This window comes from Janthinobacterium sp. 13 (assembly GCF_002749695.1).
Classification (GTDB): domain Bacteria; phylum Pseudomonadota; class Gammaproteobacteria; order Burkholderiales; family Burkholderiaceae_D; genus Janthinobacterium; species Janthinobacterium kumbetense.
On the sequence record NZ_PEEQ01000001.1, the window covers coordinates 5,022,494 to 5,044,068 of the forward strand.

Genomic DNA, 21,575 nt, shown 5'->3' on the forward strand with positions numbered 1-21,575 from the left:
AATCATCAGTTCCTGAAGGTGGCACTTGCCGATAAGCGAGTCAATTTGGCTTTATTGCGGTTGTCCCGCCTGGCAAGGCAGCTGCCGCAGCGCCTCCACGGGCAACTGAAAAAAGCGCGGCACCATGGCCGGCGACAGGTCGTCGCCGCCGTCCGCCATGGCCAGGCGGCCACTCAGCAGCAGCATCACGTAGCCGTGGCCCAGCGACCAGCCGGCGCTGGCGGCGGCCTTGTCCCAGCGCGCATCGAGGCCCGCTTCGCGCACGGCCGCGCCGGCCGTCTGCAGCACGTACTGGAAACACGCCTGCGCCGCGTCCTGCAAGGCGGGGAACTGGCGCACGTCCTGGTGTTCGAACATCAGCCGGTAGTGGGCCGGCGCGGCCAGGGCGAATTCGATGTATTGCTGGCCCAGCAGCTGAAAACGCTGTTCGGAAGGCAGGCTGCCCTGCGGCGGCAGTTCGGCTTCCCATTTGGCGATCAGGCTGGCGAAGCCGGCCGCCGCCACGTCGGCCAGCAAGGCTTCCTTGCTGGGGAAGTGGCGGTACACGGCGGCGATCGACACGCCCACCGTGCGCGCCAGTTCGCGCAGGGAAAGGGCGGCGTCGTGCTGCTGCGCCAGTTGCGCGATGGTGGCGGCGACCAGGGTGTCGCGCAGGTTGCCGTGATGGTAAGTACTTGTGCTTGTCATTCTATGTTATCGCTGTTCACATTGTCGTGTATGATGGCCATGTTATCACTGAACACATGGAGAGCACATGCAAGAGATGAACAATGCGGTACGCGCCGTGGCCTTGCCGCCGGGCGCCAGCATCGCCCCCTTGTACCCGGGCAGCCACCTGGCCGACGCGTATGCCGTCGAGCTGCCGACTGCGCAGGCGCGCCAGATGGACATGGAAAGCCTGGCGCGCGTGCTGCTGGGCAGCCAGCCGGGCTGGGCGCGCAAGCTGATGGTGGTGCGCGACGCCATCGTGGCGCGCTTCGGCATCCGGACGGCCAGGCAGATGGAAGCCAGGCCTGGCAAGCGCATCGGCATCTTCCGCATCTTTGCCGTCAGCGACGATGAAATCGTCGTGGGCGAGGATGACAGCCACCTGGATTTCCGTTTGTCGGTGCTGCGCAACCGCGATGCGGGGCGGCATGGCAGCGTGACCATGTCCAGCGTCGTGCATTGCCATAATCGGGTGGGGCGCGCCTACATCCTGCTGATCCGGCCTTTCCACAAGCTGATCGTGCAGCGTTCGCTGGCGCGCGCCGTCAAGGGCGGCTTTGCCTGAGCGGGGAAGGCGGCTGGCGGTGCGGGCAATCTTGCTTATTCATGGCTGGTATTGCATACTGCACCACCAGCCTCATCACGATTCCCATGAACGATACGCTTCTCCTGCTGGGTTTTGCCACCACGCCGCTTGAACTGATTTCCTTTGTCCTGGCACTGACAACCGTTGCGCTGAACATCCGCCAGAATCACTGGGCGTGGCTGTTCGCCATCATTTCCTCGGCCGCCTACGGTTTCGTGTTTTTCGAATCGCGCCTGTATGGCGACATGGCCTTGCAACTGCTGTTCATCAGCGTCTCGTTCTGGGGCTGGTACCAGTGGCTGCACCCGGCCAGCGGCGGCAAGACCCTGCCCGTGACGCGCCTCGACGGCCGCGGCTGGCTGGCATGTGCCGTCGGCTGGCTGGTGGGCTTCCTGCTCATCGCCTGGCTGCTGACGACGACGGACACGGACGTGCCCCATGCGGACGGTTTCCTCACCGCAGGCAGCCTGGTGGGACAATTCCTGCTGTCGCGCAAGAAATTGGAAAACTGGATCGCCTGGATCATCGTCGACGTGCTGTACGTGTGGCTGTATGTGCACAAGGGCCTGACCCTGACGGCCGTGCTGTACGCGTTCTTCGTCGTGATGGCCGTCATCGGCTTGCTGGCGTGGAGAAAGTCGGCCCCGGCCGCGCCGAGCGCGATGGTCCTCAAGTGATGGAGCGTTGCGTGCGCGTGGCCATCCTGGGCGCGGAATCGTCGGGCAAGTCGACCCTGGCGGCGGCCCTGGCCGAGCGCCATGGCACGGTGTGGGTGCCCGAGTATTTACGCGAGTTTGTGGAAACGCAAGGCAGGGTGCCCGTCGCGGCGGATCAGTATGGTATTGCCCGCATGCAGCTGGAGCGGGAAAACGCGGCCGCCGCGCAGGCGCAGCAATTTTTATTTTGCGACACGACGCCGCTGATGACGGCCGTCTACAGCCGCCATTACTTCCATGGCGTCGATGCGCCGCTGGCCGCCCTGGCCGATGACTACCACTATGGCCTGACCCTGGTCACGGCGCCCGACAGCCCCTGGGTGGCCGACGGCTTGCAGCGCGAGTCGGAAGCCGTGCGCCAATTGATCTACCGCTACCTGCTCGATGAGCTCGACGCGCGCGGCATCGTCTACCACGTGCTGCGCGACAGCCTGGAGGCGCGCCTGGAACAGGCGGCGCCTTTGCTGCAGCAGGCGCTCGCTGCGGCGCCTGCCATTTCCCTCAATTAAAAGTCAAACTGCGCCGAGACCTTGAAGGTGCGGCTGGCGCCCGGATACAGATAGCCATCCGACTCCGGCGTCACGTCGCGCCAGTAGAACTTGTCAGCTACGTTGTTGACGGCGGCGCGCAGCACGGCGCGCGTGCCGGCGATGCGCGTGGCGTACGCGGCGCCCAGGTTGAACACGTTGTACGACGGCACGAAGGTCGTGTTGCTGTACTCAAACGCTTTCTTGCCCGCATATTCCCAGCTGCCATTCACGCTCAAGCCCGCCACCTGTTGCACGGCGTAATCCGCATGCACGGCCGCCTTGAAGGCCGGCACGTTGGGCACGCGCTTGCCGTCGAGGTCGGCATTGCCCGTGCCTGACTGCTGGCTGTTCAGGGCCGTCACGGATGCGCCCAGGCTCAGGCTGGACGATGCCTTTCCCTGGGCCGACAATTCCAGCCCCCGGTGCTGGGCCTGGCCCTCGCGCACGAAGTTATAGGCGGTGCTGTCGACGTACTGGTTGAATTCCAGGCCCTTGCGGATCTGGAACAGGCTGGCCGCCAGCATGAAGTCCGGCGTCACCTCCATCTTCACACCCAGTTCGACCTGCTTCGAGCGGCTGGGCGACAATTCCACGTTGGCATTGAGCGCCTTGCGGTCGGCCGTGCCGCCATGTTCCATGCCTTGCGAATAGGCCGCGTACACGGACAGATTGTCGAGCGGGGTGTAGACGAGCGAGACGTTGGGCAGCAGGAAATCGTGCTTGGCGCGGATTTCCGTATCGGCCTTGAGTACATACTGGTAGCCGTCGACATTGATATGGCGCAAGCCGCCATGCAGCTTCCAGTCCGGCGCCAGGCTGACGATGTCCTGCACGAAGACGGAGTTTTCCGTGTCCTTGCGCACCAGGCGCACGGGGCCTTGCACGCCCGTCGACATGTCGACGATCTGCGGGCGGTAGATGTTGCTCACGCCGGCCCAGTCGTACACGTACAGGCCGGCGCGGTCCTTGCGGCGGAAGGTCGAGACGCCGGCCGTGAATTCATGGCGCAGGGAACCGGTGGCGAACTTGCCCTGGATCATGGCTTGCGCGCTCAGCGGTTTTTTCGTCTCGCCCAGGCTGCGGTAGTCATACACGTCGAAGTCGCCATTGCCGCAGAAGCCGGGGTACAGGTCTTGCGCGCTGCAGCCATACGGGAAGGCCGTGTAGTCGTCGCGCTTGAACGAGTGCTGGTTGGCCGACAGGGTGGCATGCCAGTCGTCATTGAACGCGTACTGGAAGCGCAGGCCGAGATTGCTGGTGACGGTTTCCACGGGACGCGTCCACGGCTGCAGGTTGAGCATGGCGTCGGCGCTGATGCCGGTCGGCAAGGTTTTATTGTTCAGCAGCTGGAAGCCGGGCGCCGTCGCCTGCGCCTTGTCCTGGTAGTCGGCATCGATTTGCAGCAGGGCTTGCGGCGAAATCTGCCAGTCGAAGGCGCCGGAAATGAACTTGCGGTTGCCGTCCGCGCCCTTGATGTAGGAGCGCAGGCGCTCGGCGGCCACGTTGACGCGGTAACCGAAGCGCGTGTCTTCCAGGCGGCCGCCCAGGTCGATGGCGCCGTACACGGTGCCGCGCTCGCGCGTTTCCACGGTGACCGTGCGCAGCGGGGCGGCGGTGGGGCGCTTGACGATGAAGTCGATCACGCCGCCCGGCGCGGCCACGCCTGCCTGCAAGCCGGCCAGGCCCTTCAGCACTTCGATGCGTTCCTTGTTTTCCAGCGGGATTTGCGTGTCGCCAGGAATGGCCACGCCATCCTTGCGGTAGCTGGAATTGTTATCGAGCTTGAAGCCGCGGATGGAAAACTGTTCCGCATAGCCGACGGCGTTGTAGGCGTCGTTGATGCTGGTGTCGAGCTTGACTGCATCGCTGAGATTGCGGATCTGCAAGTCCTGCATGTCTTTTTGCGAAATGACGGTGACGGATGCCGGCGTCTGCAGCAGCGGCGCGTCGGAAAAGCCGCCCACGGAGGCGCGCTTGGCGGCCGGCGCCTTGCTGGCCGTGACGACGACTTCGGCCATGCTTTGCGCCTGCGGGTCGGCTGCGTCGGAAGCCAGGGCGGGCGCGGCAAACGCGTGCAGGATGGCCAGGGTCAAAACAGAAACGGATAAATTCGGTGTGGACATAGATTGCTCGTGGTTCAAGCCGTCTCTGGGAAAGAGCACGGCAGGCTGCTTGTTCGGCTGGCGCCAACGCAGGAGCTATCAAAGGAGGGAGGTACTTTGCGCTTTCCTTCGCTGGCATTATCCAGATCAGGTACGAAGGGTATCTCTCACCCGGATGACTGCTCCAGGACCCCTAGCGAAATGACAGCTTAGCATGAACCACGGCCAGCTGTCCCACCCGGCTGACCGTTTTACAACAGTGTGGTGCGAATCTACAAACTGAGTTCCAGCACCTTGCGGCTGACGGCGGGCGTCACTTCGCGCTGTTCGCCCAGGGCCGTCATGCCGTGCGCTTCCAGGGCGGACACGACGGCGTCCACGCTGGCGTGGTTGAGGCCGTAGTCGGCCAGGCGCGTCTTGACGCCCATGTGGCGGAAGAAGAATTCCGTGCGCGCGATGGCGGCTTCGATGCGGCCATCCTCGTCGCCGCCGTCCAGGCCCCACACGCGGGCCGCGTATTGCAGCAGCTTGGCGCGCTTGGCTTGTTTGCGCACGCGCAACATGCTGGGCAGGATGATGGCCAGGGTTTGCGCATGGTCGAGCTCGTACAAGGCCGTCAATTCGTGGCCGATGGCGTGCGTGGACCAGTCCTGCGGCACGCCCACGCCGATCAGGCCGTTCAAGGCCAGGGTGGCGCTCCACATCACGTTGGCACGCACGTCGTAGTCGTCCGGGTGCGACAGGGCTTTCGGGCCTTCTTCGATCAGCGTCAATAAAATGCCTTCGGCGAAGCGGTCTTGCACGGACGCGTTCACAGGGTAGGTCAAATACTGTTCCATCACATGCGCAAACGCATCGACGACGCCATTGCCCACCTGGCGCAGCGGCAAGGTGAATGTCTTCGACGGGTCCAGCACGGAGAATTTAGGATAGACCTTGCGGCTCATGAACGAGCGCTTTTCCTGCGTGGCCTTGCGCGTGATCACGGCCGAGCCATTCATTTCGGAACCCGTGGCCGGCAAGGTCAACACGGTGCCGAAGGGCAGGGCGGCTTCGACGATCTTGCCGCCTTTGGCCAGGATGTCCCACGCCACGCCTTCGTGCAGGGCGGCCGCGGCGATGAACTTGGTGCCATCGACCACGGAACCGCCGCCGACGGCCAGCAGGAAATCGATGCGCTCGCTTTTCACCATGGCCACGGCCTGCATCAGGGTTTCATAGCTGGGATTGGGTTCGATGCCGGCAAATTCCAGCACCGTATGGCCGGCCAGCGCCGCCTTGACTTCATCGTAGACGCCGTTCTGCTTGATGCTGCCGCCGCCATACGTCATGAGCACTCTGGCCTGGGGCGGGATCAGCGCCGTGATGGCGGCGATCTGGCCCTGGCCGAAAAGGATTTGCGTCGGATTGTAAAAGTCGAAATTGAACATGGGGCTCCTGCCGCTGAGGTTTAGGCTGTTGCTGAGCCATGATTATGGCCGAATGGGTGGAAACGTGCCGTGGACGCTTGAGCTTTTCGTCCGCGCGGTGGAGAATGCAGCCGATGTCACCACCACGCGAAAAGGAATGCGCATGACCACCGTCCCACTGGAAGAATCCGGCTTGCCGGCCACCGCGCTCGACATGCACCGCGCCATCGGCGCCACCATCGCCGCGCTGCAGGCGCTGGACTTGAACAGCCAGCGTTTCGAGGCGTGCACGGACCCGGAACTGCGCCGCGTGCTCGCGCATGCGGGCGACACCAGCCGCAAGGAAGCGGCCATGCTGCTCGAATGGATGCGCCGCCGCGACGCGCGCCTGGACACGGCCATGAAGGAAGCGCTGTTCAAGGCGGGGCCGATTGTTGCCCAGTATCACTATGACGAGAAAATATTGTAACTATTGGTTTGTTGCTGTGGCGTACCATGCGCCACTTTCGCATCGCTTCGCGTAGACTGTGCCCCTAATTAAATTTAACATCGGATAGCAGCGGCTGTCCGGTGTATTTCAGGGGGCTTCAAGAAATGAGATCATTACCATACCGAGAAGGCAGCTGGTTTGCCGTGCCCTTGCCGGGCGGCGGCTATGCCGTCGGCGTGGTGGCGCGCAGGGCGCCTGCCGGGCGCATCATGCTGGCGTATATGTTCGGGCCGAAGCGCGACAGCTTGCCCACGCTGGAAGAACTGGAAGGCTTGCGCCCGGAACAGGCCGTGCGCCGCCTGCGCACGGGCGACATGGCCCTGCTCAACGAGCGCTGGCCCCTGCTGGGCGACAGCCGCCACTGGGAGCGCGACGCCTGGCCCATGCCGGCCTTTATCCGCCGCAATGAATCCTTGCAGCGCGCCTGGCGCGCCAGCTATGCGGATGCCGACCCTGCCAAGCTGAACCGCGAGGAATCGATTCCCTTCGATACGCCGGGCATGGAAAGCGATTCCCTGTACGGCTATGGGGCGACGGAATTGTTGATGAATAAACTGCTGGCGCAGGAACAGGCGTCCGCCTGAGCGGCAGGGAACGGCACAACTGTACCGTTCCCGTCCGTTTATGCCGCTGGCAAGCTGATCTGAAACGCGAGGCCGCCGCCTTCGCGGTTGCGCACTTGCAATTCAGCGCCGTGGCGCAGCAGCACGCGGTCGACGATGGCCAGGCCCAGCCCGGCGCCATTTGCCTGACCACGCGCCGTATCGAGGCGGGTAAACGGCTTCATCAGCTGCTCGATCTTTTCCGCCGGCACGCCCGTGCCGTGGTCCTGCACCTCGATGATCACCTTTTTCGCGCCGTGGCTGGTGCGCACCTGGCAGGCGATGTCGATTTCCGTCACGTCGCTGTCCGGCGTCTTGCCATAGCGGCGTGCATTCTCGATCAGGTTGTTCAGTACGCGGCGCAGGTCGGTGGGGTTGCCCATCGCATGCGCGCCGTCGGCGATGCTGGCGTTGATCTTCACGTCCGGCAGGCGCATCGCTTCGCGCGTCATGTCGTTGAGCAAACCGCTGAGGTCGACGTCGGTAAAGCTCGACGCCTCAGTCGGCCTGGCATAGTCGAGGAACTGGCCGATGATGGCGTCCATTTGCCCGATATCGGACTGGATGCCTTCGCGCGCCTCGTCCGACAGGTTCGCCATTTCCACTTCCAGCTGCATGCGCGCCAGCGGCGTGCGCAAGTCGTGCGAAATGCCGGCCAGGATCACGGCGCGGTCCGATTCCACCTGTTTCAGGTCGTCGACCATCTGGTTGAAGCTGCGGTTCGCCTCGATGATTTCGATCGGCCCCTTTTCCGGCAGCGGCGCCGGCTGCTTGCCCTTGGCGATGTCGCGCGCGGCCGCCGTCAAGCGCGACAGCGGCAGATTGATCAGGCTGGAAATGATGGCCGCGCCCAGCAGGGACAGCAGGGATACGAGGCTGGCCCAGCCCAGCCACTGGAAGCCCGTCAGGCCGCGCAGGCGCTCGCGGTCCAGCATCAGCCAGTACTCGTCGTCGTCGATCTTGAAGCTGACCCAGAAGCCGGCCACGCCGTTGACGCGCGCGGAAAAGCGCGTGTCCTTGCCCAGCTTGGCCTTCACCAGCGCCTCGATGTCGGGCATCAGGTAATTGTCGGGCGGCGGCTCGATGCGGTCGTCTTCTTCCAGCGAGAAGATGCGGATGCCTTCATTGCTGACGAGGTCGAACAGCAGCTCGCGCCGCAACTCGGGCGCCGAGTGCGTCAAGGCCGCATGCGTGATGGTGACGACGGAAATGATCTGGGCGGAAATCTGCTGCGCCTGCGGCTCGCGCTGGATGAAGGAAATCATGCTGAACCACGCGATCATGCTGACCGTGGTCAAGGTGCCGAGCAGCAAAAAGGTGCGCCAGAACAAGCCGCTTTTCAGCCGCGCCAGGCTGATATCGGGAAAAAGCTTCATCATGCCTCGCCAGCGATCAGCGCGGCTGTCCGTCCGGGATGAAGACGTAGCCGAGGCCCCACACGGTCTGGATGAACAGCGGGCTCGACGGATCTGGCTCGATCAGCTTGCGCAGGCGCGAGATTTGCACGTCCAGGCTGCGGTCGAACACTTCGTATTCGCGGCCGCGCGCCAGTTCCATCAGTTTTTCGCGCGACAGGGGCTGGCGCGCATGGCGGGCAAACACTTTCAGCACGGAAAACTCGCCCGTGGTCAGGGGCACCGTTTCGCCATTCTTTTTCAGGGTACGCGTGCCCAGGTCCAGCACGAAGTCGCCGAATTCGAAGGTTTGCGGCGTTTCCGACGGCGCGCCCGGGATTTCATCGGGACCCTTGCGCCGCAGCACGGCGCCGATGCGGGCCACCAGTTCGCGCGGATTGAACGGTTTCGGCAGGTAATCGTCGGCACCCATTTCCAGGCCCACGATGCGGTCCACGTCTTCGCCCTTGGCCGTCAGCATGATGATCGGCGTCTGGTCGCCCGCGCCGCGCAGGCGGCGGCAGATCGACAGGCCGTCTTCGCCCGGCAGCATCAGGTCGAGCACCAGCAGGTCGTAGCGTTCGCGCAGCCACAGCTTGTTCATGGCCGTCGCGCTCTCTGCCGTAAAGACATTGAAACCCTGTTCGGTCAGGTAGCGGCGCAGCAGGTCGCGCAGGCGCACATCGTCATCGACCACCATGATTTTTGCCTGGTGGCCGTGGATCGATTGCGTTGGTGTGTTGCTGCCGGAAGTGGAGGTTGTGGTCATTTAGGGTGTCGTGTTATCTTATATTAGTTGCTATAGTAACGCCTCGCGCGGCGTCGGCAAGGGGCTGTGGCGACCCATTACAAAGTGTTACAAACTTTACCCAATTACTCTTACTGCACCGTGTAAAGCATCATACACTGGGGCCACAGTGGAAATCAGCTTTAAGTTTATACGGCATCGCGGAAGAGGAACTCAATGAATATCTTTACTAAAAAAATTCACGCCGCTCCCAGCGCAGCTATTGCCGCACGTACAACTGTGCTGTCCGCATTTGCCGTTTGCTCCGTGTTTGCCGCCAGCCTGGCGTCAGCGCAAAACCAGCCGCCGCCACGCCGTGACGACCAGCAGCAAATGCAGGCCCAGCGGTATGAACAGGTACAGCGCACCAGCAGCAATGATACGCGACTGCGCGAACAGCGTGACGCACGCAGTTTCGACACGCGCGCCGAAGAGCAGCGCCGCGCCAACGAAGGCGCCGACGCTTCGCGCCGCACGGGCCGCATGACGCCCGACGAACGGCGCGACCTGCGCCGCCAGATCAACGAAGTGGGCCAGGATATCTATTCCAACCCGCCGCGCCGCTAGGCAGCCATCCCCCCTCCGACAGGGCCATCTCGCAAGACATGGCCCTGTTTGCATCTGGCCGCCCGCATTGTCGCTGAGTCAGGCACACGGCCCCGCCCCGTGATATTGTTCTAGTGCACGGAGGCAATTCTTTGAAATGGCTGCTGGGGGAGGCAAGGCGTGAGCGACGACGACACACCCGTTCCGGATGCGGTCCCCGCAGGCGGCTTGCCGCACGGCCTGGTCCAGCGCGACGAGGGCGTGTTCCTGGACCTGTCGCTGGCGCCGGCGCAGCTGCGCGCCGCCGTCGACCAGCTGTTCCAGTCGGGGCAGTTGCTGGCGGGCCTCGATTACGGTTTGTTCCTGCTGACCCTGTTCCATGCGCCCGCACCCCGCGCCGCGCCCAAGGGCGACGCCTTGCTGCGCATCGCCGTGCGCGTGGCGGCATTCCCGCCCCAGCGCCGCGCGCTGTATAAACAGGTCAAGATCCGGGGCGACAGCGCCGAGTTTTATTTTGAAACCTTGCCTGCCGACGCGGATGGCCAGGCGCCGGCGCGCCGCGAGTTTGACGAGCTGGTGGCTGACCTGTGGTGCAAGGGCGTGCACTACGGCATCGATAGCGTGGCCGTGCGCGCCATGCTCGCCAGCGGCAAGGCCGAGCGCATCACGGTGGCGCGGGTGCTGCCGCCGCAGCCGGGGCGCGACGCCCAGCTGGTCGAAGTGTCGCAAGGCATCCACCGCGACGACGCGCCGCGCGAACGCTCCGATGGCCGCCTGGATTTGCTCAGCTTCAAGAACCGCTTCCCGCAAGTGAAAAAGCACGCGCGCCTGCTGCGCCTGCTGCCCGGCACGCCCGGCTTGCCTGGCTATGACCTGGCCGGCAAGGCACTGCCGCCGCCCGCGCCGCTGGAACTGGACCTGGCCACGGTGGCGGGGCCAGGCACGTCGGTCGAGTATTTCAGCGATGGCGCTTTCGTCGTCGCCACCATGGATGGCTATGTGAATGTCGATGAGCACGGCAAGATGTCGATCGAAAACAAGATCGTCAGCCGCGAAGGCGTCAGCAGCCGCACCACGGGCAATCTGAAGCTGCGCGCCGCCTACGAGGAGTATGGCGAAGTGCAGGAGCAGCGGCAGCTCGACGGCAGCGACATCACCATCCATGGCGACGTGTATGGCCATCTGCACTCGCATGGCGGGTTGATATGGCTCAAGCGCAACCTGGTGGGCGGCACAGCCTTCAATGAGCACGGCGACGTGCGCGTCGAGGGTGTCGCTTCCGGTTCCGTGCTGCAGGCGCTGAGCGGCGAAGTGCACGTGAAGCGGGCCGAAAGCTGCGTCATCGCCGGCACGCGCGTGGTGATCGACAGCGCCAGCAATTGCGAGATCATCGCCGACGAGGTCGTCATCGAACTGGCCGAAGGCTGCGCCGTGGCGGCGCGCACCATCCGCATCGGCAGCGCCGGTCCCCGCAGGCAGGTGGAAATGCTGCTGTTCCCCCTCGTGCCCGACTTGAGCGCGCTGGAGCAAAAGATCGGGGAAAGCCTGGCGAAGGCGGCGCAATTCCTGCAGGTGCAGCACAAGCGCCAGCAGGAAATCGATGCCATCGCGCAATTGCCCGAGGTGCGCAACTACCTGACCCTGGCGGGCCAGCTGCGGCGCGGCGAATTGCAGCTGCAGCCAGCGCAGCAGGTGCAGTACGACAAGCTGGCCGCGCGCATCGCTCCCGTGCTGAAGGAGGTGGCGCGGCTGCGCGTGGAAGTGAAACAGTCGGAAATCCTGCACGCGCAGATGCTGGCGCTGGTGGAACAATTGCGCCAGGAGCGGCAGGCGACGGCGGGCCAGTCGCGCTGCACCCTGGGCCTCGTCGATGGCGAGACGACGGTGCGTGCCCTCGTCGTGCCGCCCGGACCGGCCAAGGTCTACGACCGGCCGCCGAAAGAAATCAAGGCCTTGCTGCGCAGCGCCACGCCGGCCACGCAGCCCGTGTTCGCGGACAGCACGGGCAGCCTGGACTGGACTTACCAGCCACCGCCCTGATCAGTCGATAACTTTGCCGCGGGATTGCTTGAGGACGCTGTGCGTGCTCTTGCTGTCGAGGCGGCGCCGCTGCGAGCTGCGCGTGGGCTTGGTGGCGCGGCGCACGGCGGGCAGGAAAGTCACGCTGTCGATGATTTCCTGCAAGCGCCGCAATGCCTCTTCCTTGTTCTGTTCCTGGCTGCGCGACTGCTGCGCCTTGAGCACCAGCACGCCATCCTTGCTGATGCGGCTGTCGCGCAGGGCCAGCAGCCGTTCCTTGTACGCTTCCGGCAGCGACGAGGCGGCGATGGGGAAGCGCAGATGGATGGCGCTGGACACCTTGTTGACGTTCTGCCCGCCCGGGCCCTGGGCGCGGATGGCGGAAAATTCAACTTCAGCGGGGTTGACGAGGTGTTGCATGGCCTGCCTGTTGGGGGGGAATGTCGGTATTGTAAGGGAAGATGGCTGCGCCGGCGCAAGGCGGGGCGCCGAGGTCAGGCTGGCCTTCCGGGAAAGTTGAGTTTTCTCAACGCCGCCTGCGGCGATGCTGGTTAGCATGGGGCCAACGTTGCGCCACTGCGCATCCTGGCAGCGCTTACCGGATGAAAGGAACACCATGCAGCCCACGACCACGCCTGGCGCCGCAACCGCGCAATACCTGACGCAGTACTTGAGTTTCCGGCTGGGCGGCCTGGAATACGGCCTCGATTACCGTTGCGTGCGGGAATTGCGCCCCCTGAAGGAGCTCGACCGCTTTTCCTCGGAAGGGGAAGTGCTGCACAGCGTGGCCGTCTCGCGCGGCGTGATCATTCCCATCGTCGACATGCGCGCCGCGTTCGGCAGCGCCCACGGCGCGCCCGACCCGGCTACCGACGTGATCATCCTGCAGCTGAGCAATGGCGTGATGGGCATGGTGGTCGATGGCGTCACCGATATCGTCAGCCTGGCCCCCGCCGACATCGCCGCCGTGCCCGGCCTGGGCGAGACGGAAGCCGATTACCTGCTGGGCCTGGGCACGGTGGCGGGTCGCCGATTGATCCTCGTCGACATCGACCGCCTGATGGCGATCCGCAGCCCCAGCCCCATGCAGGCGGCATAAAAAAAGACGACCCGGGAGTCGTCTTTGTGTTTTGCGTTAGCCCAGTTTCTCTAACTGATCCTGCAAGTCCAGCCATTCCGCTTCCAGCTGCGCCAGGTCCTTGGTGAAGAAGGTCTGGTCGGCCAGCAATTGCTTCAGCTTGGCCTTGTTGGCCGCGTCGTAGATGGTCGGCTCGCCCAGCTTGGCGTCGGTTTCCGCCTTTTGCGCATTGCGCTTGGCGATCTGCTCTTCCTGGCGCTTGATCTTGTTTTCGATCGGCTTGCGCAGGGCGGCCGTTTTCTGGCGCTCTTCCGCTTCCTTGCGCTTGTCGCGCACGGGCGCGGCAGGGGCCGGGGCGGCGGCTACCGGCGAAGGTACGGAAGACGTCACGGGGAAGTCCGTCTTGTTGGCCTTGCCGGCGGCCGGCAGCACGTCCGTGCCCTTGCCCAGCTTGGTCTTGAACAGCCAATCCTTGTAGTCGTCCAGGTCGCCGTCGAACGGTTGCAGCTTGCCGTCGGCAACGATGATGAATTCGTCGGTGGTGGCGCGCAGCAGGTGGCGATCATGGGAAACGACGACCAGCGTGCCTTCGAACTGGGCCAGCGCTTCCGTCAGCGCTTCGCGCGTTTCCAGATCCAGATGGTTGGTCGGTTCATCGAGCAGCAGCAGGTTCGGACGCTGCCAGACGATCAGGGCCAGCGCCAATCGGGCTTTTTCGCCGCCCGAGAACGGGGCGATCGAGGCGGTGACCATGTTGCCGGGGAAGTTGAAGCCGCCGAGGAAGTTGCGCAGTTCCTGCTCGCGCACGGTCGGGGCGATCTTCGCCAGATGCCACAGCGGCGATTCGTCGTGGCGCAGCATTTCCACCTGGTGCTGGGCGAAGTAGCCGATGTTGAGGCCCTTGCCCATGGTGGCGTCGCCCGTCAGCGGCATCAGTTCGCCGGCGATGGTCTTGATCAGGGTCGATTTGCCGGCGCCGTTCTGGCCCAGCAAGCCGATGCGCTGGCCGATCTGCAGCGAAAACTTGATGCCGTTGACGATGGTTTTATGCGTGATTTCGCCCGTCGCTTCGTTCTCGATCTTGTAGCCCGCATCGACGTCTTCCATCACCAGCAGCGGGTTCGGAGCCGACAGCGGCTCGCGGAATTCGAACGAGAATTCGGCGGCGGCGCGCAGTGGCGCCAGTTCTTCCATCTTCGCCAGCGCCTTCATGCGGCTTTGCGCCTGGCGCGCTTTCGACGCTTGCGCCTTGAAGCGGTTCACGAACGATTCCAGATGGGCGCGCTTGCGCTGCTGCTTTTCCAGCGCGCCGGCGGCCAGGATCATCTGCGCCGCGCGTTGGCGCTCGAAGCTCGAATAGTTGCCCGAGTAGCGTTTCAGCTTGCGCTCGTCGATATGCACGACCACGTTGACGACTTCATCGAGGAAGTCGCGGTCATGGGAAATGATCAGCAAGGTGCCGGCGTAACGCTTGAGCCAGTCTTCCAGCCAGATGATGGCGTCCAGATCCAAGTGGTTGGTCGGTTCATCGAGCAGCAGCAGGTCGGACGGGCACATCAGCGCTTGCGCCAGGTTCAGACGCATGCGCCAGCCGCCGGAGAAACTGGCCACCGGTTGCTGCATCTGGTCCAGGGTGAAGCCCAGGCCCAGCAGCAATTGCTCGCCGCGCGATTGCACGGTGTAGGCGTCGGCATCGGCCATGGCGCTGTAGATTTCGCCGATGGCGATACCGTTTTCCGACGTGGCAGGCTCCGACTCCAGGCGCGCCAGTTCCGCTTCCAGTTTGCGCAGGGTGACGTCGCCGTCGATCGCATAGTCGAGCGCGGCACGGTCCAGCGGCGGCGTTTCCTGCGCCACGTAAGCCACGCGCCATTTGGCCGGGAAATCGATCTCGCCCTGGTCAGGGTGCAATTCGCCACGCATCATGGCGAACAGGCTCGATTTGCCCGCGCCATTGGCTCCGATCAGGCCGATCTTGTCGCCCGGATTGAGGGTGACATCGACTTGTTCGAGCAACGGTTTGATGCCGCGCATCAGGCTTACTTGTAGGAAACGTATCATTTTTTTCTTTGTGTTGTAAATTAAGGCGCTGCGCGCTGACGCCAGCGCTTATACCAGCTTGAGCTGCTCGGCCGTCAGCAGGAAGACCATGTCGTCGCCGGCGCTCGTCGTCAGCCAGGTCAGGCCCAGCTCGCCGAAGGCCGCTTCCGCGTATGCGCGTTCGTTGCCGATTTCAATCATCAGGATGCCGTCATCCGTCAGGCGCTCGGCCGCGCCGGCGATGATCTTGCGCACCAGGTCCATGCCGTCGCTGCCGCCGTCGAGGGCGATTTGCGGTTCGGCCAGGTATTCCTGGGGCAGGGCGCCCATCGACGCGGAATTCACGTACGGCGGGTTGCTGATGATCAAATCATATTTCTTGGCCGGCACGTTCGTGTACAGGTCCGATTCGATCAGGGTGACGCGGTCTTGCAGCTTGTACGTGTCGACGTTGCGCTTGGCCACGGCCAGCGCATCGGCGGAAATGTCCACGGCGTCGACCTGGGCGTTCGGGAAGGCGTCGGCCATCATGATAGCCAGGCAGCCCGAACCGGTGCACAGTTCCAGGATGTTTTCCACGGCTTCCGGTTCCGCCACCCACGGCGAGAAGTATTCAGGGATCAGCTCGGCGATGAAGGAGCGGGGCACGATCACGCGCTCGTCGACGTAGAAGTTATACGTGCCCAGCCAGCCTTCCTTGGTGATGTAGGCGGCCGGCACGCGGTCGATGCTGCGGCGGTCGATGACGCTCATCACGCTGGCCACTTCCGACGGCAGCAGCTTGGCATCGAGGAACGGTTCGAGCTTGTCGAGCGGCAACTTCAACGTGTGCAGGATCAGATAGGCCGCTTCGTCGAACGCTTCGGCGCTGCCGTGGCCGAAAAACAGCTTGGCGGTATTAAAACGGGTGACGGCGTAGCGCAGCAGGTCGCGTGGCGTGGAAAACGGGTTCGGGGTCATGGCATTCTCGAAAAGACGGTGTTCTGGCCCGCCGTGACGGGCCTCGGTATTCTGGTTCAGACGGGCAGCAAATGCTCCAGGGTGCGCCGGTAAATATTCTTCAGAGGATCGATGTGGCGCAGTTCGATGTGCTCGTCGATCTTGTGAATACTGGCATTGGGCGGCCCGAATTCTATCACTTGGGGGCAGATTTGCGCGATAAACCGGCCATCCGAGGTGCCGCCCGTGGTCGACAGCTCCGTCGTGAGGCCCGTTTCTTCCAGGATGGCGGCCGACAGCGCATCGCTCAAGGTGCCGCGCGGCGTGAGGAAGGGCAGGCCGCTCAGGGTCCACTGCAAATCGTATTGCAAGTCATGCCGGTCGAGGATGGCGTGCACCCGTTCCTGCAATCCCTCGGCCGTGCTGGCCGTGGAAAAACGGAAATTGAAGTCGATCACCATGTCGCCCGGAATCACGTTGTTCGCGCCCGTACCCGCATTGATATTCGACATTTGCCACGAGGTGGGCAAGTAATACTCGTTGCCCGCATCCCATTTTTCCTCGACCAGGTCGGCCAGCGCCTGCGCCGCTTCGTGGATGGGATTCATTGCCAGGTGCGGATAGGCAATGTGACCCTGCACGCCCTTGATCGTCAAACGGCCCGACAGCGAACCGCGGCGGCCGTTCTTGATCATGTCGCCCAGCTGCGCGCTCGACGTCGGCTCGCCCACCAGGCAATAGTCGATCTGCTCGCCGCGCGCCTTCAGTTGCTCGCACACGATGACGGTGCCGTCCGTGGCCGGGCCTTCCTCGTCGCTGGTGATCAGAAAGGCGATCGAACCCGTGTGCCCGGGCGTGGCGGCGATAAATTCCTCGCAGGCAATTACCATGGCGGCGATCGAGGTCTTCATGTCGGCCGCGCCACGGCCGTACAGCTTGCCGTCGCGGTGCGTGGGAATGAAGGGCAACGAGCGCCATTGCTCGACGGGGCCGGTCGGCACCACGTCCGTATGGCCGGCAAAGACGAACACGGGCGACGTCGTGCCGCGCCGCGCCCACAGATTGGTGACGTCGTTCGACTGTATCGTTTCGCAGACAAAGCCCAGCGGCGTGAGGATGTCGATCAGGTGCTGCTGGCAGCCCTTGTCGTCGGGCGTGACCGAGGACAGGGCGATCAGTTTTTCGGTCAGGGCGAGGGTTTTGGAGGTGGTCATGGGTAAGGTCGTGCCGGCAACATCGTTCCGGTGGTCAACTAAGTATGGTTACAGCGAGAAAAGGGTCTGGTACTGCGCATCCGAAAACGCCACGCTGAACTGGCCATCCTTGTCCAGCACGGGGCGCTTGATGATGGACGGGTTTTCCAGCATCAGCTCCAGGGCGCTGGCCGCGTCGGTGATCGATGCTTTGCGCTCGTCGGACAGGGCGCGCCACGTCGTGCCTTTCTTGTTGACCAGCACGTCCCATGGCAATTGCGCCAGCCACGCCTCGACGGTGGCGCGTTCCAGGCCCTGCTTCTTGAAGTCGTGGAAGGTGAAATCGAGTTGCTGCGCGGCCAGCCAAGTGCGGGCCTTTTTGACGGTATCGCAGTTGGGGATACCGTAGAGTGTAATGGTCGTCATGGGTAGGGCTAAGGGGATATGAATGCGGTTCGCTTGATCGCGGCGCTTGCGCTGGCGCGATATGCGATGTTAGCCGACATTATACAGTCGATGCGCGGTCGATGCGGCAGTGCAACACGCCCCAGTGATTTCCCTTACACAGGCCGTGGCGCCGCCTTGCCCGATTCGGCCGGACCGAAATGCAGGCCCAGCCGCAGGGCCAGGGCGCGCAGGGCGCCGCTTTCCTGCAGGTGCAGGGCCAGCGCGATGTGGCCGTCGGGGCGCACCAGATAGGCTGCGTCGCGGCCCAGGCCGGCCAGCTTGGCGGCGACATTGAAGGTGTAGCAATGCACGGGCAGTTTCAGCACGCGCGCTTCGTCCAGCAGTTCGGGCGCCGCTTCGCCATAGATGTGCAATTGCCAATCCATGCTGCGCAGGGCCGTGAAATTGTCTTGCGTGCCGTCCGAGAACCACGGCAGGCGGTCGCCGCCGCGCAAGTATTCCGCGTGGCCCGCGGACAGGGCGCTGCCTTCATAGCTGATCTGGATTTGCGACACGGTCCGGAACAGCAAGCGGCGCGCCCGCCCGAAGCCGGACAGGAAGGGCAGCGCGTGCGGCACCAGCCAGCGGCGCAGGAATTGCCCGGCGATGCCTTGCGCGACGATGGCCTGGAAGGCGCGGTCGGTGGTGGCGACGAGCTTGCGGGCAAACACGATGCGCTCGCTTTCATAGGTGTCGAGCAGGGCGTCGTTGCTTTGTCCCCGCAGCTTTTGCGCCAGTTTCCAGGCCAGGTTGACGGCGTCGCCCAGGCCCGTGTTCATGCCCTGGCCGCCCACGGGGCTGTGCAGGTGGGCCGCGTCGCCGAGGATGAAGCAGCGCCGCTCGCGAAACTGCGCCGCCACCCGGTGATGCACTTTATACGTGGAAAACCAGTTCACGTGCTCGACCTGGATATTCAGCAAGCTTTCCACCTGTTCCCGCACGTCGTCGAAGACGGGCGCGGGCGCGCCATCGGGGCGGTCGGGCAGGATGCCGATCAGGCGCTGCATGCCGCTGGTGCGCACGGGCAACATCAGCGCAAAAGAGTTCGCGCCCAGGTGGGCGTGCAAATCCGTATTCTTGCCGGCCACTTGCGCATCGGCCACGTAGTACAGGTGGTCGTAGGTGCCGCCGGAGAACGCGAAGCCGGCGATTTCGCGCACCTTGCTGCGCGCGCCGTCGCAGCCGCAAATGTAGTTAAACGTGCAATATTGTCGCTCGCCATTGTTGAGCAGGATGGCTTGCACTTCGCTATCGTCCTGCGTCCACAGGTCCAGTGCGACGTTCCATTCCACATGCACGCCGGCCGCGGCCAGCTTGCTGATAAGAAAGCGCTCATGCTCGTCCTGGGGCAGGCTCAGCACGAAGGGGTAGGGACTCAGGCCTTCGCCGATCTCGCCCAGCGCCAGTTTCACCAGCTCCTCGCCGCCTTCGTGGATGTGCATGGCATTGATCTTGATGCCCAGGCTGACGAGCTCGTCGGCAAAGCCCAGCTGCTGGTAAAACTCCAGGGTGCGCGCATGCACGGCCATGGCCCGCGACGCCTGGCCCGGTCCGCTGTTTTTATCGATGATGCGGCAATCGACGCCATGGCGCGCCAGGCGCAAGGCAAGCATGAGGCCGGTAGGGCCGGCGCCGACGATCAATACGGGAGGAGTATTCATGCCATCCAGTATAGGACAGGATGGGTGATGGCTGCGCGACGATTGAAGTTGCTAGTCGGAAATGAAAATGTCCCGCCGGGGCGGGACATTCAGGGTGTTACGTGCGCCTTACGGCGCAGTAATTAAATACCGCGCAGCAGTTCGTTGATGCCGGTCTTGGCGCGGGTCTTCGCATCCACGCGCTTGACGATCACGGCGCAGTACAGCGAGTACTTGCCGTCTTCCGAAGGCAGGTTGCCCGAGACCACGACGGAGCCGGCTGGCACGCGGCCGTAGGTCACTTCGCCCGTGGCGCGGTCGTAGATCTTGGTCGACTGGCCGATGTACACGCCCATCGAGATGACGGAGTTTTCTTCGACGATCACGCCTTCGACGATTTCCGAACGGGCGCCGATGAAGCAGTTGTCTTCGATGATGGTCGGGTTCGCTTGCATTGGTTCCAGCACGCCGCCGATGCCGACGCCGCCGGACAGGTGGACGTTCTTGCCGATTTGCGCGCAGGAACCGACGGTGGCCCAGGTGTCGACCATGGCGCCTTCATCGACGTAGGCGCCGATGTTGACGTAGGACGGCATCAGCACGACGTTCTTGGCGATGAAGCTGCCGCGGCGGGCGACGGCTGGCGGCACCACGCGGAAACCGCCCTTGGCGAAGTCTTCCTTGGTGTAGTTGGCGAACTTGGTCGGGACCTTGTCGTAGAACTGCATCGTGCCGTCCGATGGCAGCACGACGTTGTCTTCCAGGCGGAACGACAGCAGCACGGCTTTCTTGACCCACTGGTTGACGACCCAGTCGCCCGAGGTTTTTTCCGCCACGCGGATGCTGCCGTTGTCCAGGCCATTGATGACGTGGGAGACGGCGTCGCGCAGTTCGGCCGTGCCGTTGCCCGGATTGATCTCGGCGCGGTTTTCCCAGGCCTGGTCGATGATGTTTTGCAGTTGTTGGCTCATGATGATGTCTTATTAGTGAGTTAATGCGGATGCGGAAAGCTGCTGGCAGAATTTTACTATGCGTAAGGCTGCTTCCAGCCCTTCGGCCGTTTCGGCCACGAGGGCCATGCGGATGCGGTTGCGGCCCGGATTGATGCCGTGCGCGTCGCGCGCCAGGTAGCTGCCAGGCAATACCGTCACATTATATTCGGCGTACAGGCGTTGCGCGAATTCGGTGTCGGACAGGCCCGTGCGGCTGACGTCGGCCCACAGGTAGAAGCCGGCGTCCGGCAATTGCACGTCCATCACCGATTGCAGCAGCGGCGTGATGGCGTCGAACTTGGCGCGGTACTTGGCGCGATTTTCCTCGACATGGGTTTCGTCGTTCCAGGCCGCGACGGAGGCCGCCTGCACGGCAGGGCTCATGGCGCCGCCGTGGTAGGTTCGGTAGAGCAGGAATTTTTTCAATACTTCGGCATCGCCGGCAACAAAGCCCGAGCGCATGCCCGGCACGTTCGAACGCTTCGACAGGCTGGAAAACACCACCAGGCGGGCATACGGGCGCTCGATGGTGGACAGGCCCAGCATGTGCGCCGCCTGCAGCGCGCCCAGCGGCGGCGTGTCGCCGTGGTAGATCTCGGAATAGCACTCGTCGGCGGCGATGACGAAATCGTAGCGCTCGGACAGGGCGAACAGATGTTCCCAGTCCGTCAGGCTCAAGACGGCGCCCGTCGGGTTGCCTGGCGAGCACAAAAACAGCAGTTTGACTTTTTCCCACACGCTGGTCGGTACGCTGTCGTAGTCGCAGCCGAAATTGCGCGCCGGGTCGGAATTGACGAAATACGGTTCGGCGCCGGCCAGGTAGGCGGCGCCCTCATAGATCTGGTAAAACGGATTCGGGCTGATCACGAGCGAACCGGCGGCCGGATCGATCACCGTTTGCGCCAGCGCAAACAACGCTTCGCGCGAACCGTTCACGGGCAGGATTTGCGTGGCAGGATTGAGCTTGGGGATGCCATAGCGGCGCTCGAGCCAGCCGGCGATGGCTGTGCGCAAGGCTTCCGAACCGATGGTGGTCGGATAGCTGGCCAGGCCATGGATATTGTCGACCAATGCCTGCTCGATGAAAGCCGGCGTCGGGTGCTTGGGTTCGCCCATGCCCAGGCTGATGGGCGCATACTCGGGATTGACCGTCACGCCGGCAAACAGCTGGCGCAGCTTTTCAAAGGGATATGGTTGCAGTTTAGCAAGAAGTGGATTCACGGAACGGACCAGGGCAAGAGTGGAAAGACGATGTTGCTCAGCGATTGCTAGGCGATTGCTTGGCGCGGCAGACTTGATGCCGGTCAAATAATGAGCCGCGTCTTTCATTATAGCCGTCCTCGCGGGGCCGCTGTGC

21 protein-coding genes and 1 riboswitch are annotated in these 21,575 nt (G+C 63.5%); of the genes, 8 read left to right on the top strand and 13 right to left on the bottom strand.

What is annotated here, in order from left to right:
• Positions 1-51: 51 nt before the first annotated feature.
• Positions 52-687 carry a TetR/AcrR family transcriptional regulator gene (locus CLU94_RS22110; RefSeq protein WP_099667196.1) on the bottom strand — a complete coding sequence of 212 codons (636 nt, stop codon included), beginning with the start codon at positions 685-687 and terminating at the stop codon, positions 52-54.
• Positions 688-754: 67 nt separating this feature from the next.
• Between CLU94_RS22110 and CLU94_RS22115 the strand changes: the two genes are divergently transcribed.
• The 3 genes from CLU94_RS22115 to CLU94_RS22125 all read left to right on the top strand — a co-directional run bounded on the left by CLU94_RS22115 (position 755) and on the right by CLU94_RS22125 (position 2,519).
• Positions 755-1,273 carry a DUF2867 domain-containing protein gene (locus tag CLU94_RS22115; protein WP_099667197.1) on the top strand — a complete coding sequence of 173 codons (519 nt, stop codon included), beginning with the start codon at positions 755-757 and terminating at the stop codon, positions 1,271-1,273.
• Between the two features lie 86 nt (positions 1,274-1,359).
• Positions 1,360-1,971 carry a nicotinamide riboside transporter PnuC gene (pnuC, locus tag CLU94_RS22120; RefSeq protein ID WP_099667198.1) on the top strand — a complete coding sequence of 204 codons (612 nt, stop codon included), beginning with the start codon at positions 1,360-1,362 and terminating at the stop codon, positions 1,969-1,971.
• Positions 1,971-2,519 (top strand): AAA family ATPase, encoded by a 549-nt coding sequence (locus CLU94_RS22125; RefSeq protein ID WP_099667199.1) that lies wholly within the window; start codon positions 1,971-1,973, stop codon positions 2,517-2,519. Before pnuC ends, CLU94_RS22125 begins: the two co-directional genes overlap by 1 nt.
• On the opposite strand, the gene CLU94_RS22130 is transcribed toward CLU94_RS22125, so the two are convergent.
• Positions 2,516-4,663: a TonB-dependent siderophore receptor gene (locus tag CLU94_RS22130; protein ID WP_099667200.1), complete on the bottom strand. Its 2,148-nt coding sequence runs from the start codon at positions 4,661-4,663 to the stop codon at positions 2,516-2,518. The genes CLU94_RS22125 and CLU94_RS22130 overlap by 4 nt on opposite strands.
• Before the next feature lie 86 nt (positions 4,664-4,749).
• A riboswitch (TPP riboswitch) is annotated at positions 4,750-4,847 on the bottom strand.
• A gap of 67 nt (positions 4,848-4,914) precedes the next feature.
• The gene (locus CLU94_RS22135; protein ID WP_099667201.1) at positions 4,915-6,072 is read right to left on the bottom strand and encodes an iron-containing alcohol dehydrogenase; all 1,158 of its coding nucleotides are present in this window, start codon (positions 6,070-6,072) and stop codon (positions 4,915-4,917) included.
• Between the two features lie 142 nt (positions 6,073-6,214).
• On the opposite strand from CLU94_RS22135, the gene CLU94_RS22140 reads away from it, so the two are divergent.
• Positions 6,215-6,520: a ferritin family protein gene (locus CLU94_RS22140; RefSeq protein ID WP_034750230.1), complete on the top strand. Its 306-nt coding sequence runs from the start codon at positions 6,215-6,217 to the stop codon at positions 6,518-6,520.
• 125 nt (positions 6,521-6,645) lie between these two features.
• On the top strand, positions 6,646-7,125 hold the full coding sequence (locus tag CLU94_RS22145; protein WP_099667202.1) for an Imm26 family immunity protein: 480 nt from the start codon (positions 6,646-6,648) through the stop codon (positions 7,123-7,125).
• A gap of 38 nt (positions 7,126-7,163) precedes the next feature.
• On the opposite strand, the gene CLU94_RS22150 is transcribed toward CLU94_RS22145, so the two are convergent.
• A complete protein-coding gene (locus tag CLU94_RS22150; protein ID WP_077406916.1) occupies positions 7,164-8,522 on the bottom strand; it encodes a sensor histidine kinase in 1,359 nt (452 codons plus the stop codon).
• Between the two features lie 13 nt (positions 8,523-8,535).
• The gene (gene ompR / locus CLU94_RS22155) at positions 8,536-9,237 is read right to left on the bottom strand and encodes an osmolarity response regulator transcription factor OmpR (RefSeq protein WP_223278807.1); all 702 of its coding nucleotides are present in this window, start codon (positions 9,235-9,237) and stop codon (positions 8,536-8,538) included.
• 264 nt (positions 9,238-9,501) lie between these two features.
• Here ompR and CLU94_RS22160 point away from each other — a divergent pair, with 264 nt between their 5' ends.
• Positions 9,502-9,891, top strand: coding sequence for a hypothetical protein (locus CLU94_RS22160; protein ID WP_099378341.1), 390 nt, complete (start codon positions 9,502-9,504; stop codon positions 9,889-9,891).
• Between the two features lie 159 nt (positions 9,892-10,050).
• On the top strand, positions 10,051-11,910 hold the full coding sequence (locus CLU94_RS22165) for a flagellar assembly protein A (protein ID WP_099667203.1): 1,860 nt from the start codon (positions 10,051-10,053) through the stop codon (positions 11,908-11,910).
• On the opposite strand, the gene arfB is transcribed toward CLU94_RS22165, so the two are convergent.
• Positions 11,911-12,309, bottom strand: coding sequence for an alternative ribosome rescue aminoacyl-tRNA hydrolase ArfB (gene arfB, locus CLU94_RS22170; protein WP_034779396.1), 399 nt, complete (start codon positions 12,307-12,309; stop codon positions 11,911-11,913).
• A gap of 196 nt (positions 12,310-12,505) precedes the next feature.
• On the opposite strand from arfB, the gene CLU94_RS22175 reads away from it, so the two are divergent.
• The gene (locus CLU94_RS22175) at positions 12,506-12,988 is read left to right on the top strand and encodes a chemotaxis protein CheW (RefSeq protein ID WP_077406904.1); all 483 of its coding nucleotides are present in this window, start codon (positions 12,506-12,508) and stop codon (positions 12,986-12,988) included.
• A gap of 36 nt (positions 12,989-13,024) precedes the next feature.
• Here CLU94_RS22175 and CLU94_RS22180 read toward each other — a convergent pair whose 3' ends face one another.
• The 7 genes from CLU94_RS22180 to dapC form a co-directional block, all read right to left on the bottom strand.
• Positions 13,025-15,028 (bottom strand): ATP-binding cassette domain-containing protein, encoded by a 2,004-nt coding sequence (locus CLU94_RS22180; RefSeq protein WP_099667204.1) that lies wholly within the window; start codon positions 15,026-15,028, stop codon positions 13,025-13,027.
• 48 nt (positions 15,029-15,076) lie between these two features.
• Positions 15,077-15,967, bottom strand: coding sequence for a 50S ribosomal protein L3 N(5)-glutamine methyltransferase (prmB, locus tag CLU94_RS22185; protein WP_099667205.1), 891 nt, complete (start codon positions 15,965-15,967; stop codon positions 15,077-15,079).
• 56 nt (positions 15,968-16,023) lie between these two features.
• Positions 16,024-17,160 (bottom strand): succinyl-diaminopimelate desuccinylase, encoded by a 1,137-nt coding sequence (gene dapE / locus CLU94_RS22190; RefSeq protein WP_099667206.1) that lies wholly within the window; start codon positions 17,158-17,160, stop codon positions 16,024-16,026.
• A gap of 48 nt (positions 17,161-17,208) precedes the next feature.
• Positions 17,209-17,565, bottom strand: a complete 357-nt coding sequence (locus CLU94_RS22195) for an ArsC family reductase (RefSeq protein ID WP_099667207.1) — start codon at positions 17,563-17,565, stop codon at positions 17,209-17,211.
• Between the two features lie 134 nt (positions 17,566-17,699).
• Positions 17,700-19,247, bottom strand: coding sequence for an FAD-dependent oxidoreductase (locus CLU94_RS22200; RefSeq protein ID WP_099667208.1), 1,548 nt, complete (start codon positions 19,245-19,247; stop codon positions 17,700-17,702).
• Between the two features lie 122 nt (positions 19,248-19,369).
• Positions 19,370-20,197, bottom strand: coding sequence for a 2,3,4,5-tetrahydropyridine-2,6-dicarboxylate N-succinyltransferase (gene dapD, locus CLU94_RS22205; protein ID WP_070282206.1), 828 nt, complete (start codon positions 20,195-20,197; stop codon positions 19,370-19,372).
• A 12-nt stretch (positions 20,198-20,209) separates the two neighbouring features.
• Positions 20,210-21,439, bottom strand: coding sequence for a succinyldiaminopimelate transaminase (gene dapC, locus CLU94_RS22210; protein WP_099667209.1), 1,230 nt, complete (start codon positions 21,437-21,439; stop codon positions 20,210-20,212).
• Positions 21,440-21,575: the final 136 nt, after the last annotated feature.